This is a genomic window from Enterobacter sp. LU1, from assembly GCF_008271405.2.
GTDB classification, from domain to species: Bacteria; Pseudomonadota; Gammaproteobacteria; order Enterobacterales; family Enterobacteriaceae; genus Enterobacter; species Enterobacter hormaechei_C.
The window spans coordinates 3,803,517-3,818,915 of sequence record NZ_CP043438.2; the positions used below are offsets into that span (position 1 = coordinate 3,803,517).

16 protein-coding genes are annotated in these 15,399 nt (G+C 57.7%); 6 read left to right on the forward strand and 10 right to left on the reverse strand.

Annotation, left to right across the window (positions count from 1 at the left end):
• Positions 1 to 28: 28 nt before the first annotated feature.
• Together FZF21_RS18200 and trmB are read right to left on the reverse strand one after the other, a co-directional pair.
• Positions 29 to 355 carry a YggL family protein gene (locus FZF21_RS18200; protein WP_003862421.1) on the reverse strand — a complete coding sequence of 109 codons (327 nt, stop codon included), beginning with the start codon at positions 353 to 355 and terminating at the stop codon, positions 29 to 31.
• Positions 355 to 1,074 carry a tRNA (guanosine(46)-N7)-methyltransferase TrmB gene (gene trmB, locus FZF21_RS18205; protein ID WP_015571843.1) on the reverse strand — a complete coding sequence of 240 codons (720 nt, stop codon included), beginning with the start codon at positions 1,072 to 1,074 and terminating at the stop codon, positions 355 to 357. Before trmB ends, FZF21_RS18200 begins: the two co-directional genes overlap by 1 nt.
• Positions 1,075 to 1,218: 144 nt before the next feature.
• Between trmB and mutY the strand changes: the two genes are divergently transcribed.
• The 4 genes from mutY to FZF21_RS18225 all read left to right on the forward strand — a co-directional run bounded on the left by mutY (position 1,219) and on the right by FZF21_RS18225 (position 5,299).
• Positions 1,219 to 2,271 carry an A/G-specific adenine glycosylase gene (gene mutY / locus FZF21_RS18210; protein ID WP_169810408.1) on the forward strand — a complete coding sequence of 351 codons (1,053 nt, stop codon included), beginning with the start codon at positions 1,219 to 1,221 and terminating at the stop codon, positions 2,269 to 2,271.
• Between the two features lie 26 nt (positions 2,272 to 2,297).
• On the forward strand, positions 2,298 to 2,570 hold the full coding sequence (locus FZF21_RS18215) for an oxidative damage protection protein (protein WP_003862425.1): 273 nt from the start codon (positions 2,298 to 2,300) through the stop codon (positions 2,568 to 2,570).
• Between the two features lie 124 nt (positions 2,571 to 2,694).
• Complete coding sequence (mltC, locus tag FZF21_RS18220; RefSeq protein ID WP_017382930.1) at positions 2,695 to 3,771, forward strand: membrane-bound lytic murein transglycosylase MltC; 1,077 nt, start codon at positions 2,695 to 2,697, stop codon at positions 3,769 to 3,771.
• A 271-nt stretch (positions 3,772 to 4,042) separates the two neighbouring features.
• A complete protein-coding gene (locus tag FZF21_RS18225; protein ID WP_015571846.1) occupies positions 4,043 to 5,299 on the forward strand; it encodes a nucleoside permease in 1,257 nt (418 codons plus the stop codon).
• A 79-nt stretch (positions 5,300 to 5,378) separates the two neighbouring features.
• On the opposite strand, the gene citG is transcribed toward FZF21_RS18225, so the two are convergent.
• From citG to FZF21_RS18265, 8 genes are read right to left on the reverse strand one after another with little or no spacing between them, the layout of a single operon-like run.
• Complete coding sequence (gene citG, locus FZF21_RS18230) at positions 5,379 to 6,182, reverse strand: triphosphoribosyl-dephospho-CoA synthase CitG (RefSeq protein ID WP_047738300.1); 804 nt, start codon at positions 6,180 to 6,182, stop codon at positions 5,379 to 5,381.
• Positions 6,160 to 6,699 carry a citrate lyase holo-[acyl-carrier protein] synthase gene (gene citX / locus FZF21_RS18235; protein WP_047738299.1) on the reverse strand — a complete coding sequence of 180 codons (540 nt, stop codon included), beginning with the start codon at positions 6,697 to 6,699 and terminating at the stop codon, positions 6,160 to 6,162. Before citX ends, citG begins: the two co-directional genes overlap by 23 nt.
• Positions 6,696 to 8,219: a citrate lyase subunit alpha gene (gene citF / locus FZF21_RS18240; RefSeq protein WP_023304410.1), complete on the reverse strand. Its 1,524-nt coding sequence runs from the start codon at positions 8,217 to 8,219 to the stop codon at positions 6,696 to 6,698. The genes citX and citF overlap by 4 nt, the downstream gene beginning before the upstream one ends.
• 10 nt (positions 8,220 to 8,229) lie before the next feature.
• Positions 8,230 to 9,105: a citrate (pro-3S)-lyase subunit beta gene (citE, locus tag FZF21_RS18245; RefSeq protein ID WP_023306921.1), complete on the reverse strand. Its 876-nt coding sequence runs from the start codon at positions 9,103 to 9,105 to the stop codon at positions 8,230 to 8,232.
• Complete coding sequence (citD, locus tag FZF21_RS18250; protein ID WP_040118086.1) at positions 9,102 to 9,395, reverse strand: citrate lyase acyl carrier protein; 294 nt, start codon at positions 9,393 to 9,395, stop codon at positions 9,102 to 9,104. Before citD ends, citE begins: the two co-directional genes overlap by 4 nt.
• A 16-nt stretch (positions 9,396 to 9,411) precedes the next feature.
• Positions 9,412 to 10,434: a [citrate (pro-3S)-lyase] ligase gene (citC, locus tag FZF21_RS18255; RefSeq protein WP_015571850.1), complete on the reverse strand. Its 1,023-nt coding sequence runs from the start codon at positions 10,432 to 10,434 to the stop codon at positions 9,412 to 9,414.
• A 13-nt stretch (positions 10,435 to 10,447) separates the two neighbouring features.
• Complete coding sequence (locus tag FZF21_RS18260) at positions 10,448 to 11,311, reverse strand: fumarylacetoacetate hydrolase family protein (RefSeq protein WP_015571851.1); 864 nt, start codon at positions 11,309 to 11,311, stop codon at positions 10,448 to 10,450.
• 17 nt (positions 11,312 to 11,328) lie between these two features.
• Positions 11,329 to 12,690 carry a 2-hydroxycarboxylate transporter family protein gene (locus tag FZF21_RS18265; RefSeq protein WP_015571852.1) on the reverse strand — a complete coding sequence of 454 codons (1,362 nt, stop codon included), beginning with the start codon at positions 12,688 to 12,690 and terminating at the stop codon, positions 11,329 to 11,331.
• A 345-nt stretch (positions 12,691 to 13,035) separates the two neighbouring features.
• Between FZF21_RS18265 and FZF21_RS18270 the strand changes: the two genes are divergently transcribed.
• Entirely contained in the window at positions 13,036 to 14,673 is a 1,638-nt protein-coding gene (locus FZF21_RS18270) for a sensor histidine kinase (RefSeq protein WP_047738292.1), read from the forward strand.
• Positions 14,663 to 15,355, forward strand: coding sequence for a response regulator (locus FZF21_RS18275; protein ID WP_015571854.1), 693 nt, complete (start codon positions 14,663 to 14,665; stop codon positions 15,353 to 15,355). The genes FZF21_RS18270 and FZF21_RS18275 overlap by 11 nt, the downstream gene beginning before the upstream one ends.
• The last annotated feature ends 44 nt before the right edge of the window (positions 15,356 to 15,399 follow it).

Genomic DNA, 15,399 nt, shown 5'->3' on the forward strand with positions numbered 1-15,399 from the left:
CAGCTAATGCTGGCCCGTTCTTGCTTTATTAGTCCCACCAAACGTCGAAAAGTTCGCTAACGCGGACATCTTCCAGTTTGTGGTCTTCAAGCCATTTGCGTACCAGCGCCTGATGCTCTTCGGTGCATTTCCCCACTTCCTGGGTGCAAATCAGACCTTCCCACGCCAGATAGCCGCTACCGTCGAAGGCCAGCTTGTTTGGCTCGATCACCTCGTTGATGAACGCATCAACGTCCTGATCGATCTGCTCAACGCTGGTGCCTTCCGGGAAACGCCAGGCAACGGAGAAACCCACTTCCTGGAATTCTTCGATGTGCATCTTTTTACGCAGACGACGGCTACGATTCTTTGCCATTATTTCACCCTCTCGAACATTAAGTCCCATACGCCGTGACCAAGACGATGGCCACGCTGTTCAAATTTTGTCACCGGACGTGAATCCGGACGCGGTACGTAGTCGTTGCTTTCAGACTGATTTTTATACCCGTCCAGGGACGACATCACTTCCAGCATATGTTCCGCATAAGGTTCCCAGTCGGTTGCCATGTGGAAAACGCCGCCCAGCTTGAGCTTACTTTTCACCAGCTCGGCAAACGGCGCCTGAACGATACGGCGTTTATTATGACGCGCTTTGTGCCATGGGTCAGGGAAAAAGAGCTGAACCATGTTCAAAGAATTGTCAGGAATCATTTTGTGCAGCACTTCCACCGCGTCGTGACACATGACGCGCAGGTTCTCAACGCCCTCTTCGTGGGCCGTTGCCAGGCACGCACCGACGCCCGGCGAGTGTACTTCAATACCGAGGAAGTTCTGCTCCGGGCGCGCTTTTGCCATGGTCACCAGCGAGGTGCCCATGCCAAAACCAATCTCCAGCGTCACTGGCGCGTCGCGGCCAAACAGGTCGGTGAAGTCGAGCGGTTGCTCGCTGAACTCAACGCCCATCACCGGCCAGTAGTTGTCCAGCGCGTGTTGCTGCCCTTTTGTCAGGCGCCCCTGACGGCGGACAAAGCTGCGAATACGGCGCAGCGGGCGACCGTTTTCATCAAATTCCGGTGAAATGACGTCGTTTTTCATAAAAGAGTTGTCTGCTTGTGAGAATGTTCGGGAAACGGGCATTATCCAAAGTTAAGGCTTCTATGCAAGCATGGGAAAGATCCGGTTTACAGCAGATTGACGCTGTGCTGCAATCTGCGTCCCTGATTAAGCGAATCGATGACCATGCAAGCCTCTCAATTTTCAGCCCAGGTGCTGGACTGGTACGACAAATACGGGCGTAAAACCCTGCCCTGGCAAATTGAAAAAACGCCTTACAAAGTATGGCTCTCCGAGGTGATGTTGCAACAAACGCAGGTCGCGACGGTCATTCCTTACTTCGAGCGTTTTATGGCGCGCTTCCCGACAATCACCGATCTGGCCAACGCGCCGCTGGACGAGGTACTGCACCTGTGGACAGGCCTCGGCTATTACGCCCGCGCGCGCAACCTGCACAAAGCCGCACAGCAGGTCGCCACCCGCCACAACGGTAAATTTCCGGAGACCTTTGACGAGGTGGCGGATTTGCCCGGCGTCGGGCGTTCAACCGCAGGCGCAATCCTCTCCCTCTCTTTAGGCAAACATTTCCCTATTCTCGACGGCAACGTCAAGCGCGTGCTCGCACGCTGCTACGCCATAGATGGATGGCCGGGCAAGAAAGAGGTTGAGAAACGCCTGTGGGAGATCAGTGAAGCGGTCACTCCGGCGAAAGGGGTGGCGCGTTTTAACCAGGCGATGATGGATCTGGGCGCGATGGTCTGCACCCGTTCAAAACCGAAGTGCGAACTTTGCCCGGTAAACAACCTCTGCATGGCCTATGCGAACCACACCTGGGCGCAGTATCCGGGGAAAAAACCGAAGCAGACGCTGCCTGAACGCACCGGGTACATGCTGCTGATGCAGCATGGCGACGAGGTGTTTCTCGCTCAGCGCCCGCCGAGTGGCCTGTGGGGTGGTCTATACTGCTTCCCACAGTTTGAGGATGAAGCCTCACTTCGGGCATGGCTTGAACAGCGCGGCATTGCGGCCGATACCCTGACGCAACTCAACGCGTTCCGTCATACCTTCAGCCATTTCCATCTGGATATTGTGCCGATGTGGCTTCCCGTGTCCTCATTCACGTCGTGCATGGATGAAGGCACCGCTCTCTGGTATAACTTAGCGCAACCGCCATCAGTCGGGCTGGCGGCTCCCGTGGAGCGCCTGTTACAGCAATTACGTGTCGGTGCAATGGTTTAGCATCGGCAAGACAAAGAGGAATGAGTATGGCCAGAACCATTTTTTGTACTTTCCTACAGCGCGACGCTGAAGGCCAGGATTTCCAGCTCTACCCGGGCGACCTGGGTAAGCGCATTTACAACGAGATCTCCAAAGAAGCCTGGGGACAGTGGCAGAAGAAGCAGACCATGCTGATCAACGAGAAAAAGCTCAGCATGATGAACCCGGAACACCGCAAACTGCTGGAGCAGGAGATGGTGAACTTCCTGTTCGAGGGTAAAGACGTACATATCGAAGGCTATACGCCACCGGAAAAATAATACTCTGCGGCTGCTGCCCGGCGGCGCTGCGCTTGCACGGGCCTACGGTTTTGTAGGCCGGGTAAGCGCAGCGCCACCCGGCAACAGCAACCCCAAAGCAAACACAACACGCACTCCCGGAATGATGAAAAAACTTTTAGCGCTAGCCCTTGTTGCGCCGTTGCTTGTGTCTTGTTCTTCCAAAAAAGGCGATGAATACAACGAAGCCTGGGTCAAGGACACCAACGGTTTTGACATTTTGATGGGGCAGTTTGCCCACAACATCGAGAACATATGGGGATTTAACGAAGTTCTTATTGCCGGACCGAAGGACTACGTTAAGTACACCGACGCCTATCAGACCCGTAGCCACATCAACTTCGATGACGGTACGATTACGGTTGAAACCATCGCAGGGACTGAACCTGCGGCGCATTTACGTCAGGCCATCATCAAAACCCTGCTGATGGGCGACGATCCGGGGTCTATCGACCTCTACTCTGATGCCGATGACATCACCATCTCCAAAGAGCCGTTTCTGTATGGCCAGGTCGTTGACCAGACCGGTCAGCCGATCCGCTGGGAAGGCCGCGCCACGAAATTTGCCGACTACCTGCTGCAAACGCGCCTGAAAAGCCGCACCAACGGCCTGAAAGTGATCTACAGCGTCACGATCAACCTGGTGCCGAACCACCTCGACAAGCGTGCGCATAAGTATCTGGGCATGGTGCGTCAGGCGTCGCGTAAGTATGGCGTGGATGAGTCGCTGATCCTGGCGATTATGCAGACCGAGTCCTCGTTCAACCCCTACGCGGTAAGCCGTTCCGACGCGCTGGGGCTGATGCAGGTTGTACAGCACAGCGCCGGTAAAGACGTGTTCCGCGCACAGGGGAAATCCGGCACGCCGAGCCGCAGCTACCTGTTCGATCCGCAAAGCAACATTGATACCGGTACGGCCTACCTGGCGATGCTGAACAATGTCTACCTGGGCGGGATTGATAACCCAACCTCACGCCGCTATGCGGTGATCACCGCCTATAACGGTGGCGCGGGCAGCGTGCTGCGCGTCTTCTCAAATGACAAAGTGCAGGCCGCGAACATCATCAACAGCATGGCGCCGGGGGATGTCTACTCAACCCTCACCACCCGCCACCCGTCTGCGGAATCACGCCGCTATCTGTATAAGGTGAATACGGCGCAGAAGAACTACCGTCGCCGCTAGTCAACACACCTTCTCCTGCAATGAGAAGGTGTTCTGCTTCCCCTCTCCCTGTGGGAGAGGGCCAGGGTGAGGGCATCAGACCGCACCCATCTCATCCCACCCATACGAAAATGCTATTTGCATCACAATCCAGACTGCAAATTAATGTGGATTGCATTTTTTTGCGGGAGGTAACAAAACATATCGTTGCCAACTGATAGAATTGCATCAAATAACAACCCTGAATGTTCCCAAAACAACATATCTCCCGCTCACTTGTGAGGAAAGTAACATGAACCTTAAGCTGCAGCTTAAAATCTTGTCGTTTCTGCAGTTCTGCCTGTGGGGTAGCTGGCTGACTACACTCGGCTCCTATATGTTTGTGACGCTCAAGTTCGATGGTGCGTCGATCGGTGCCGTTTACAGCTCGCTGGGTATTGCGGCTGTCTTCATGCCAACGCTGCTCGGTATCGTGGCGGATAAATGGCTAAGCGCGAAATGGCTGTATATGCTTTGCCACCTGGTGGGTGCGGGGACGCTGTTTATGGCGGCCGAAGTGACCACGCCGGGGGCGATGTTCATGGTGATCCTGCTTAACTCGCTGGCCTATATGCCAACGCTTGGCCTGATCAACACCATCTCCTACTATCGCCTGAAATCTGCCGGTCTGGATATCGTCACCGACTTCCCGCCAATCCGTATCTGGGGCACCATCGGCTTTATCATGGCGATGTGGGGCGTGAGCTTCGCGGGCTTCGAGCTGAGCCATATGCAGCTCTACATCGGCGCGGCGCTCTCCGTACTGCTGGCGCTGTTCACCCTGACACTGCCCACCATTCCGGTATCTAATCAGCAGAAAAACCAGAGCTGGAGCACCATGCTTGGCCTGGACGCCTTCGCACTGTTTAAAAACAAGCGCATGGCGATCTTCTTTATCTTCTCCATGCTGCTGGGCGCGGAACTGCAAATCACCAACATGTTCGGTAATACCTTCCTGCACAGCTTCGATAACGATCCGCTGTTTGCCGGGAGCTTTATCGTCGAACACGCGTCGGTGATGATGTCCATCTCGCAGATCTCCGAGACGCTGTTCATCCTGACCATCCCGTTCTTCCTGAGCCGCTACGGTATCAAGAACGTCATGCTGATCAGTATCGCCGCCTGGATGTTGCGCTTCGGTCTGTTCGCCTATGGCGACCCAAGCGCGTTCGGCACCGTGCTGCTGGTTCTGTCGATGATTGTTTACGGCTGTGCCTTCGACTTCTTCAACATCTCCGGCTCGGTGTTTGTGGAAAAAGAGGTGAAACCTGAAATCCGCGCCAGTGCGCAGGGCATGTTCCTGATGATGACCAACGGCTTCGGCTGTATTCTGGGCGGCGTGGTGAGCGGTAAAGTGGTTGAGATGTACACCACCAACGGCATCACCAACTGGCAGCCAGTGTGGCTGATCTTCGCCGGGTACTCGCTGGTGCTGTTCTTCGCGTTCATCGCGCTGTTCAAGTACAAGCACGTGCGCGAGCCGCACGGTGCACAGCCGATCGCGCATTGATTGTTGTGCCCGGTGGCGCTGCGCTTACCGGGCCTACAAAACCAGACCGTAGGCCGGGTAAGGCGTAGCCGCCACCCGGCTATTTTATTCCAGAAAGCACCCACCCCACCGACAGCAAATCCGCGCTGCCGCCCGGGCTCAGATTGCGTTCAATCAATGCCTTATCCATCTTCAGCAACGCCTCGCAGTCCCAGCCGTTAGCCAGTAATTCCCGCGCGTAGCCCTGAACGTAGCGCAGCCCCTCAATGCTGCCGCGCGAAACGAGATTGCTGTCCTGATTTACCGCCATCAGGCGCAACAGCAGGCCGTGAAGCGACTGACCGTTCCACGCATCCAAAGCCTTACGCACCGTGGCAAAGCCGCTTTCTGCCTCGCCACGCGCGCCGGTTAAACCGTACAGCTGAAACTGCCGCTCCCCCGCCGTTGCATGCCCGCTGCGCCCGGCCAGCTCCCTCGCCACCAGCCCACGACAGATGTTACTTACCTCACAACAGAGGCTATCCGCAGAGATATTTTTCACACGCCCGGCGGCGAAGCAGAGCAAACCGAGGGCAAAAATCCCGCCCTTGTGGGTATTTACCCCGCCCGTGGCGGCGTACATTGCCTGCTCGCAGGCCATTCCCATTGGGCGAAGAATCCGCAACTGCCGATCGGCAGGTTTGGCCGCATGTGCTTCACCCAGTTCCGCAAACCGGGCAAACCACGGCGTAATCGCCATAATGCTGCGGACAAACAAGGCATGGTCCATATCGCGATGGGAGCCGTTATTGAGCCTGTCCACCAGCCCCGGTTTTGGCGTCAGCTCCAGCTCCTGCCACAGCGCATCTGCGGCAAGCGCAGGGAGATCAACCGGGCGCGGTTCAGTCGCGAGCAAACCAGTCATCGATCATCTTCTCCACGCGGGAAACCACCTGCTCAGCGGGGTGATTGCGCGAACGGGAACAGGCGTGGGCGGGCTCGTCACAGATCAGGCAGCGTCTGAGATTCTCCCCCAGCGACTGACGGCCCACGTGGCCGTTTTCAGGGCAGATCACATCCAGATCCCACAGCCTGCCGAGTGGGTGCGTCTGCTCCAGTTCTGCACAGTGCGCCTTAATTTCCGCCGCCGGATGCGCGATGCACCACAAGGCTTCAGGTCCGGTGGGTAGCCACAGCACCTTACGGTCCAGCACCTGCCAGCGGTTTTCCCACAGCAGCTGGTCGCACATTTGCAGCGCCACGCCCATGGTGTTGCGATAGCGAAGGCTGTCTTTGATTTCCCCGGGCGTAACCAGCGTGAGGGAGATCACCGGTTGTTGATAGTGCGCAAGCATGTCAGCCTGGCGCGCTGCGCGGCGCTCTTTCGCCGCCAGCAGTTCGTCCAGGCTGACACCCGTCCGCACGGGTGTCGCAATAGTCACACTTCCTCCTTTACCTGTCGAACGGTGTCGATCACGCTGCCGTCGCGGTAGCGGATCACCCCGACGATTTTGTCGGTGAACTCAATCGGTTTCGGTACGCCTGTCAACGAAATCGCTCGCTCATACAGCGCGTTGATATCTACAACCTTCAGCCCTGCTTCCATAAGTCGTTCGCGGATCTCCGGGCGCGCCGGGTTGACCGCAATACCGTGGTCGGTGACCAGCACGTCAATGCTCTCCCCCGGCGTGAGGCGGGTGGTAACGCGCTTCACGACGGTCGGGATGCGGCTTCGCAGCAGCGGCGCGACCACAATGGTCAGGTTGGCTGCCGCCGCCACGTCGCAGTGTCCGCCGGATGCGCCACGCATCACGCCATCGGAGCCGGTGATGACATTGACGTTAAAGTCGACGTCGATTTCCAGGGCGCTGAGGATCACCACGTCGAGCTGGTCGCAGCTTGCCGCCTTGCTGCCGGGGTTGGCGTAGACGTTGGTGGAGATCTCCACGTGGTTCGGGTTGCGCGCCAGCGAGGCCGCTGCCTGGCCGTCAAAGCACTGGGTGTCGAGCAGCTTTTCGATGAGCCCCTTCTCGTGCAGATCCACCAGGCTGCCGGTGATGCCGCCAAGGGCGAAGCGCGCCTTCACGCCGCCGCGCTCCATCTTCTCTTCCATAAAACGGGTGCAGGCGGTGGCCGCTGCGCCGGAGCCGGTCTGCATCGAGAAGCCCGGTTTGAAATAGCCAGAGTGTTCAATCACGTCCGCCGCATAGCGGGCGATCATCAGCTCGCGCGGATTGCTGGTGACGCGCGCCGCGCCGACGCTGATTTTCGCCGGGTCGCCCACGCTCTCCACCTGCACGATGTAGTCCACCTGATCCTGCACCAGGCTGGCGGGCATATTGGGGAATGGCACCAGCGCTTCGGTCAGCAGCACCACCTTACGGGCAAAGTGCGCATCCACCATGGCGTAGCCCAGCGAACCGCAGCACGATTTTCCGTGCGTGCCGTTGGCGTTGCCAAACTCATCGCTGCACGGCACGCCGAGAAACGCCACGTCGATGTTCAGCTCGCCGTCCTGAAGCAGCTTCACGCGCCCGCCGTGGGAGTGAATTTGCACCGGCTCGTCCATCAGCCCATGGGAGATGGCATCCGCCAGCCTGCCGCGCATGCCGGAGGTGTAAATCCGGGTGATGACGCCACTCTCGATATGCTCGATCAGCGCGTCATTGCAGGTCATCAGCGAGCTGGAAGCCAGGGTCAGATTTTTGAAGCCCATCCGCGCCAGCAGCGCCACGACGGTGTTGATCACCCGGTCGCCTTCGCGAAAGGCATGGTGGAAGGAGATGGTCATCCCGTCCTGCAAGCCGCTGCGCTTAACCGCCTCTTCAATTGAGGCGCAGAGCTTGCGGCTGTGCTTCGCCTCGCTGTCCGCCAGCCACGGCGTCGCGCTGTGGGCGGTATCAAAGGGTTTCAGATCCCGCAGATGGGGGAAATTTACATGGAGAAGTTCTGTCTGATTCATTATGTCATCCTTACCGACGCACGCCAGAGGCCGCCGCGCGCTCCAGCACCACCTGCGCGTGGTTAATAATCGGTGCATCCACCATTTTGCCGTTGAGCGACACCACGCCCAGGCCGTTACGCTCGCCCTCTTCTGCCGCCTCAATCACCCTTTTGGCGTGATCCACCTCTTCCTGAGTCGGGGCGTAGGCGTTGTGCAGCAGGTCTATCTGGCGCGGGTTAATCAGCGATTTGCCGTTGAAGCCCATCTTGCGGATCAGGTCGACCTCGCGCAGGAACCCGGCTTCGTCGTTAACGTCGGACCACACCACGTCGAAGGCGTCGATACCGGCGGCGCGTGCGGCGTGCAGCACGGCGCAGCGGGCATAGAACAGCTCGGTGCCGTCGCCGCGCTCGGTCTGCATGTCCATCACGTAGTCAAAGGCGGCCAGCGCGATGCCGATCAGGCGCGGGGAGCTGCGGGCAATCGCCACGGCGTTGATAACGCCAATGGCCGATTCAATCGCCGCCATCACGCGGGTGGAACCCACTTCGCGCCCGCACTCCTGCTCAATGCGCTCGAGGTGGCCTTCCAGCTCGTAGATGTCGTCCGGCGTGTCGGTTTTCGGCAGACGAATAACGTCCACGCCCGCGCGCACGGCGGCCTCCAGATCCAGCAGGCCAAACGGCGTGCTCAGCGGGTTAATGCGCACCACGGTTTCGATATCCTGATACATCGGGTGCTGCAACGCGTGGAACACCAGCATGCGTGCGGTGTCTTTCTCGCGCAGGGCCACGGCGTCCTCAAGGTCAAACATGATGGAGTCGGGGCGGTAGATAAAGGCGGTAGAGAGCATGGCGGCATTGGCGCCTGGCAGGAACAGCATACTGCGGCGGAGTTTGCTCATTTCAGCGCCCCCCAGTTGATGGCCTGTTCATCGGCGGCACGCAGAAGCGCGCTTTGCAGGCGAGCGCGGATCACACAGTCCAGCGCCCCTTTGTCGTCAATAATGATTAATCCCTGGTGCACGTTCATGGCGCGCAATGTGTCGTTGACCACCTGGCGTATCTGCTCGCCAAACTGCTTAATCACTTCACTGTGGATGACAATCTCCAGCTCACCGTGAGCGGGGGCGATTTTCACCATCAGGTCGCTGGACTCCTGCGTTCCGGCCAGCGCCTCCCTTACAATATTCATGATAAATTCCTGATAGTTATGCGACTTCCGCACTCGCACGATAATGTGCTTCGAGGTGCGCGAAGGTGGAGTCCGGGACAATCTCCCGGATCCGGGAAAACTGCTGTGTCTTGAGTAAACGGCGCACTTCCGAGGCCGAAATGGCGTTGCCGGTGGCCTTGATGCGCGGCATCTCCACCACCTCAATATGCGAGGCCAGAAGGTCGTGCAGCGTCTGGTTGTACTGGCGGGTGATGTCGCAGAACGGCTCCGAGCCGATGAAGCGGTGCGTGATGCCCAGCGCCGGGGCGATATAGTCCCGGAAGATCAGCACGTCGATCTCGCTCCACGCCTGCTGCACTTTGCCGGTCTCCTTCAGGAAGTAGGCCGGGAAGGTGGCGCGGGAGATGATGTACTGCGAGCCTTCATGCACCACCACGTTCGGCAGATGCGCCACGCCCGCACGCACCATCTCAATGCGCGCGCTGAACGGGAAGAACGAGGCGTCTTCACGCACCACAAACAGATGCAGGGCATCGCACTGCGTCGCCGCCTGCTCCACCAGATGACGATGGCCGAGGGTGAAGGGATTGGCGTTCATCACGATCGCGCCCGTTTTTTCCCCACACCTGCGCTTAGCGCGCAGGGATCGGCAGTAGCGCGCGATCCCCTGCGGAGTGTTCTCCATTAGCACCGCGTTGTTCCCGCTCTGGGCAATCGGCCAGAAACCGCTGCGGCCAAAGCGCTCCTTATTGCACGGACGGGTGCAGAGGAAGAGGTGAAAATGGCCGCGCTCCAGCGCCGCGTTTTCCACCTCTGCCAGCAGACGCGCGCTGAGGTTTTCCCCACGAAGCTGCTCGTTGACCGCCACGCATTTGATGACGTTGGCAGCCAGCCCGGCGCAACCCACCAGCTGCGCGCCGGACCAGGCTTCGACAAAGAGCGTGATGTCGTTGTCCAGGCCAAGGCCGCTGTCTGCCAGCAGGTAGCGGATCTGGCTTAAGCGTTCCGGGTGTTTCGCCACAACGGTGTGCCGAAAATCAATGGGTTGCGATTGCATGCTGCCGCCTTACTCAGTGCGCTGCCGCGAGCCCGACGGCTGGCGCTTCCACGATCACGTTGCTCAGATGACCGATATGCTCGATCTCCACCTCAATTCGATCCCCCTCCTTCATAAACAGCGGCGGGTTGCGCTTTTTACCCACGCCACCAGGCGAGCCGGTGATGATCACGTCGCCCGGGCTGAGACGGGTGAAGGTGCTGATATACTCGATCAGTTCCGCCACCTTGTGGATCATGCTGCTGGTGTTGTCCTCCTGCACCATGCGGCCGTTCAGCCAGGTGCGGATCGCCAGGCTGTGCGGGTCCGGGATCTCATCCGCCGTCGCCATCCACGGGCCGAACGCCCCGGTCTGGCGCCAGTTTTTCCCGGCGGTGAACCAGGTGTGCTGCCAGTCGCGGGCGGAGCCGTCCATGTAACAGCTGTAGCCCGCCACGTGGCGCAGGGCGTCGTCGCGGCTGATGTTCTCCCCGCCTTTGCCGATGATCACCGCCAGCTCGCCTTCGTAGTCGAACTCGCTGGAGTGGCGCGGCTTCAGCACCGGCTCGTTGTGGCCGGTCTGTGAATCCGGGAAGCGGACAAACAGCGTCGGGGCCGGGTTGTGCTGGTCAAACTCCTTGCGCTTGTCGGCATAGTTCATGCCCACGCAGAGGATTTTTTCCGGCTGGACAATCACCGGTAAGAAGGTGATGGCGTTCAGCGGTACATCCACCGCGTCGTTCAGAAAACGGGTGGCCTGCGCCAGCCCGTTCCCCTGCAACAGTGCTTTAAGGTCGCCATAGCGGTCGCCCAGGCGGCGGCCCAAATCAATCACGCCTTCGGCCTGTACGATGCCGTAGCTGCGTTTTCCCTGGTATAAAAAGCTTGCGAGTTTCATTGTTCTTTCCTGAAAACTTAAACGAGGAAGTTGCCCAGAATCAGCAGTGAGACAGAGACGTTAATCGCGCCGCCGATACGGGTAGCAATCTGGGCGAATGGCATCAGGCTCATGCGGTTGCCTGCGGTCAGGATCGCCACGTCACCGGTGCCGCCCTGCCCGCTCTGACAGCAGGAGACGATGGCGACATCAATCGGGTGCATACCAATCTTTTTGCCAACGAAGAATCCGGTCGCCACCAGCGCGGAAACGGTGCTGACAATCACCAGCAGGTTGCTGACGGTGAACGCCGCCACCAGTTCATGCCATGGGGTAATCGCCACGCCGACAGCGAAGAGGATTGGGTAGGTCACGGAGGTCTGGAAGAATTTGTACACCACCTGGGAACCCTCCAGCAGACGCGGAGAGGCGCCGTTGCAGAGCTTCACCAGCACCGCCATAAACAACATGCCCACCGGCGCTGGCAGACCAATCAGCTTGTGACCGAGCATGCCCAGCATGTACAGCAGCACCGCCAGCAGCGCGCCCGAGGCGATGGTCGTCACGTCCGCTTTGCCGGAGAACGCAGGTTGGGAAACAGTGGCATCAGCGTTGGCGCGATTCGGCATCAGCTGGCCTTCACCGGTCAGGTGCGGGTAGCGTTTACCGAGCTGGTTGAGGCAACCGGAGATAATGATCGCCGTCAGGCCGCCGAGCATCACCATCGGCAGCACGCGGCCGAGCGCCACGCCCTGATCCATATGCAGCAGGGTGGCATAGCCGATAGAGAGCGGGATCGCCCCTTCCCCGACGCCGCCCGCCATGATCGGCAGAATGATAAAGAAGAAGATCTGGAACGGCTCGAGGCCCAGCGCCAGCCCAACACCCATGCCGACAATCATGCCGACGATTTCACCGCACAGCATCGGGAAGAAGATGCGCAGGAAGCCCTGGATCAGCACGGTGCGGTTCATACTCATGATGCTGCCGACGATAATGCAGCAGATATAGAGGTAGAGAATATTGGTGGATTTATAGAATTTGGTCGTGGACTCAACCACCACGTCCGGCAGCAGGCCGTAATAGACCAGCGCGGAAGGGATAAAGGTGGCGCAAATTGCCGCCGCACCGAGCTTGCCGACAATCGGCAGGCGTTTGCCGAATTCACCGCAGGCAAAGCCGAAGAAGGCCAGCGTGGCCACCATGACCACAATGTCGCTCGGCAGTTTTCCGCCCAGGCAATCAATCGCAATCAGCGCGCCCGCCAGAACGAACAGCGGCAGAGGAATAATGCCGATTTTCCAGGTATCCATAATATGCCACCAGCGCTCTTTGAGCGATGGCCGCTGAATATCAATCGGGTCGTGGGTAACAGAGAATGAATCGTCAGTTGTGCTCATAATAAGCCCCTTAGTTATTTTGTGCGTTCAGCTTAGAGTCACAAAGGCTTACTTTATGTGAGGGATGGCATATTAAAAGCGAAGTTTTAATGGACGCTATGGTTTTAATGGTTTCTTTTATTTAATGTGATTTACGCCTTATTTATTGCCGTGGTTTTTATGGTTTCTTTTCTTAACTGAACAAAGAAATAACATTTATTCATTTAACCTTAAGAGGATGAGACTTTCGGAAAAATCTTTTACAGGCTGCGCTGTGCAAGGGATCACAAGTTTTCGGCAAAGCGGGCATCCTGGCCTTAAAAGATGATATATTCAGCCGACCTGTTGATATCTCGCGTGATAGTTATGAAAGTATCGTTTCAGATCAAGCTGTTTATTTCGCTGGTCGCCTTTTTCTCAGTGCTGTTCACATTACTGGGCGGATATTATTATGTCGATGTCGGCAGGCAGCTTTATCAGGAAATGAGCGCGCGCGCAAAAATACAGGCCGAAGAAATTGCGCTTATTCCTACCCTGCGAAAAGAAGTCGAACAAAAGGATATCCTGGGTATCCATGACTTTATGCAGAAAATAGCCGCCCGCAGCGACGCCAGTTTTATTGTGATTGGTGACAATAAGGGGCTGCATCTTTTCCACTCCGTGTTTGCCGACCGGGTAGGCAAAACGCTGGTTGGCGGAGATAACGACGAGGTATTACACGGCAAAAGCACCATCACCATCCGCAAGGGCGGGTTAGGCATTTCGCTGCGCAGCAAAGCGCCCATTTTTAATGATGCCGGGCAGGTGGTGGGGATTGTTTCGGTAGGCTATCTCACGAGCTATCTGGACACCATCACCGTCAACAAGGTGGTTAATATCCTGATTGCCGCCGTGCTGCTGCTTATCGCCCTGTTTATTTTCTCCTGGTTCTTCACCCGCAGCATCAAGAAGCAGATATTCTCTCTGGAGCCGCGCGAAATCGGCCTGCTGGTGCGCCAGCAAAAGGCGATGATGGAATCCATTTATGAAGGGGTGATTGCCATCGACGACGATCTTCGCATTGAGGTGATTAACCAGGCGGCGCGTAAATTATTAGGCTTACGCCAGCCCGCCCGCGAACTGCGGGGTCAGCTCATCAGCCAGGTGATCGCGCCCGTTCCGTTCTTCAACGCGCAAACCATGCTTGCGAAAGACACCCACGATGAGATCTGTCGCTTTAACGATCTCACAGTTATTGCCAGCCGGGTGCGGATCATGCTGGAAGATGCGTTGCAGGGCTGGGTGATCACCTTTCGCGATCGCAACGAGATCGACTCGCTCAGCGCCCAGCTCAGCCAGGTGAAGCGCTACGTTGATAACCTGCGCATCATGCGCCATGAACAGCTGAACCGCATGACTACGCTGTCCGGCCTGCTGCATATGGGCCGTTATGACGAAGCGATTCGCTACATACAGGCGCAGTCGGAACACGCTCAGGAGCTGCTGGACTTTATCTCGTCCCGCTTTAGCTCTCCGACGCTGTGTGGTTTGCTGCTTGGAAAGGCCGCCCGCGCGCGTGAAAAAGGCGTTGAGCTGAGTTTCGACCCGGCCTGCCGGGTGGATAAACCGTTCCTGCCGCTGCTCGAATCGGAACTTATCTCGATCATCGGGAACTTGCTGGATAACGCCATTGAAGCGACCCAGCGTGCACCGCTCCCGCATGCCCCGGTGGACGTGCTGATAAAGCTGAACGAGCAGGAACTGATTATTGAAGTCGCCGACCAGGGCGTCGGCATCACACCGGAGATCCGCGACCGGATCTTTGAGCGCGGCATCACCACCAAAACGCGCGGCGATCATGGTATTGGCCTGTATCTGATTGAAAGCTATGTCACACAGGCTGGCGGTGCAATTGAAGTTGCCGATAACACCCCACGCGGTGCCATTTTCTCACTGTTTATTCCCGCCACGGGAACGGCCCGGCACCCCGTACAGGAACTGGAAGATACCGACTATGCAACATGAACTTATCGACGTACTGATTGTTGAAGACGAGAACGAACTGGCGCAACTGCACGCGGAGCTTATCGGTAAACATCCGCGCCTGAGGCTGGTGGGGATTGCCGCGTCGCTGGCCGACGCGCAGGTACAACTGGAGAGCAAACAGCCGAAGCTGATGCTGTTGGATAACTACCTGCCGGACGGCAAAGGCATCACCCTTATCAGCAACCCGATGCTCACCCGCGCCAACTGCTCGGTGATTTTCATCACCGCCGCCAGCGATATGGACACCTGTAGCCAGGCAATTCGTAACGGCGCGTTCGACTACATCCTCAAGCCGGTTTCCTGGAAGCGCCTGAGCCAGTCGCTGGAACGTTTTGTGCAGTTTGCCGAACAGCAGCGCGTCTGGAAGATCGTCGACCAGCAGAACGTAGATTCACTCTATCAATTGCAGGCGAAAAACTATCGCCTGGACAACGGCAGCAAAGGGATAGAGGAGAACACGCTGGCGCGGGTGCAAATGCTGTTTAACAACAAGGCGGCGCACTGTTTTACGGTGGATGAGGTGGTGAGCGAGACGGGCCTGAGTAAAACCACCACCCGGCGCTATCTGGAACACTGCGTGGAGGTGGGTTTTCTGACGGTGGAGATGCTGTACGGGAAGATTGGGCATCCGAGAAGGATGTACCGCCGCGCAGAAGCCTGACGCAGTATTGTAGGCCCGGTAAGCTTGCGCCGCCGGGCACTCGC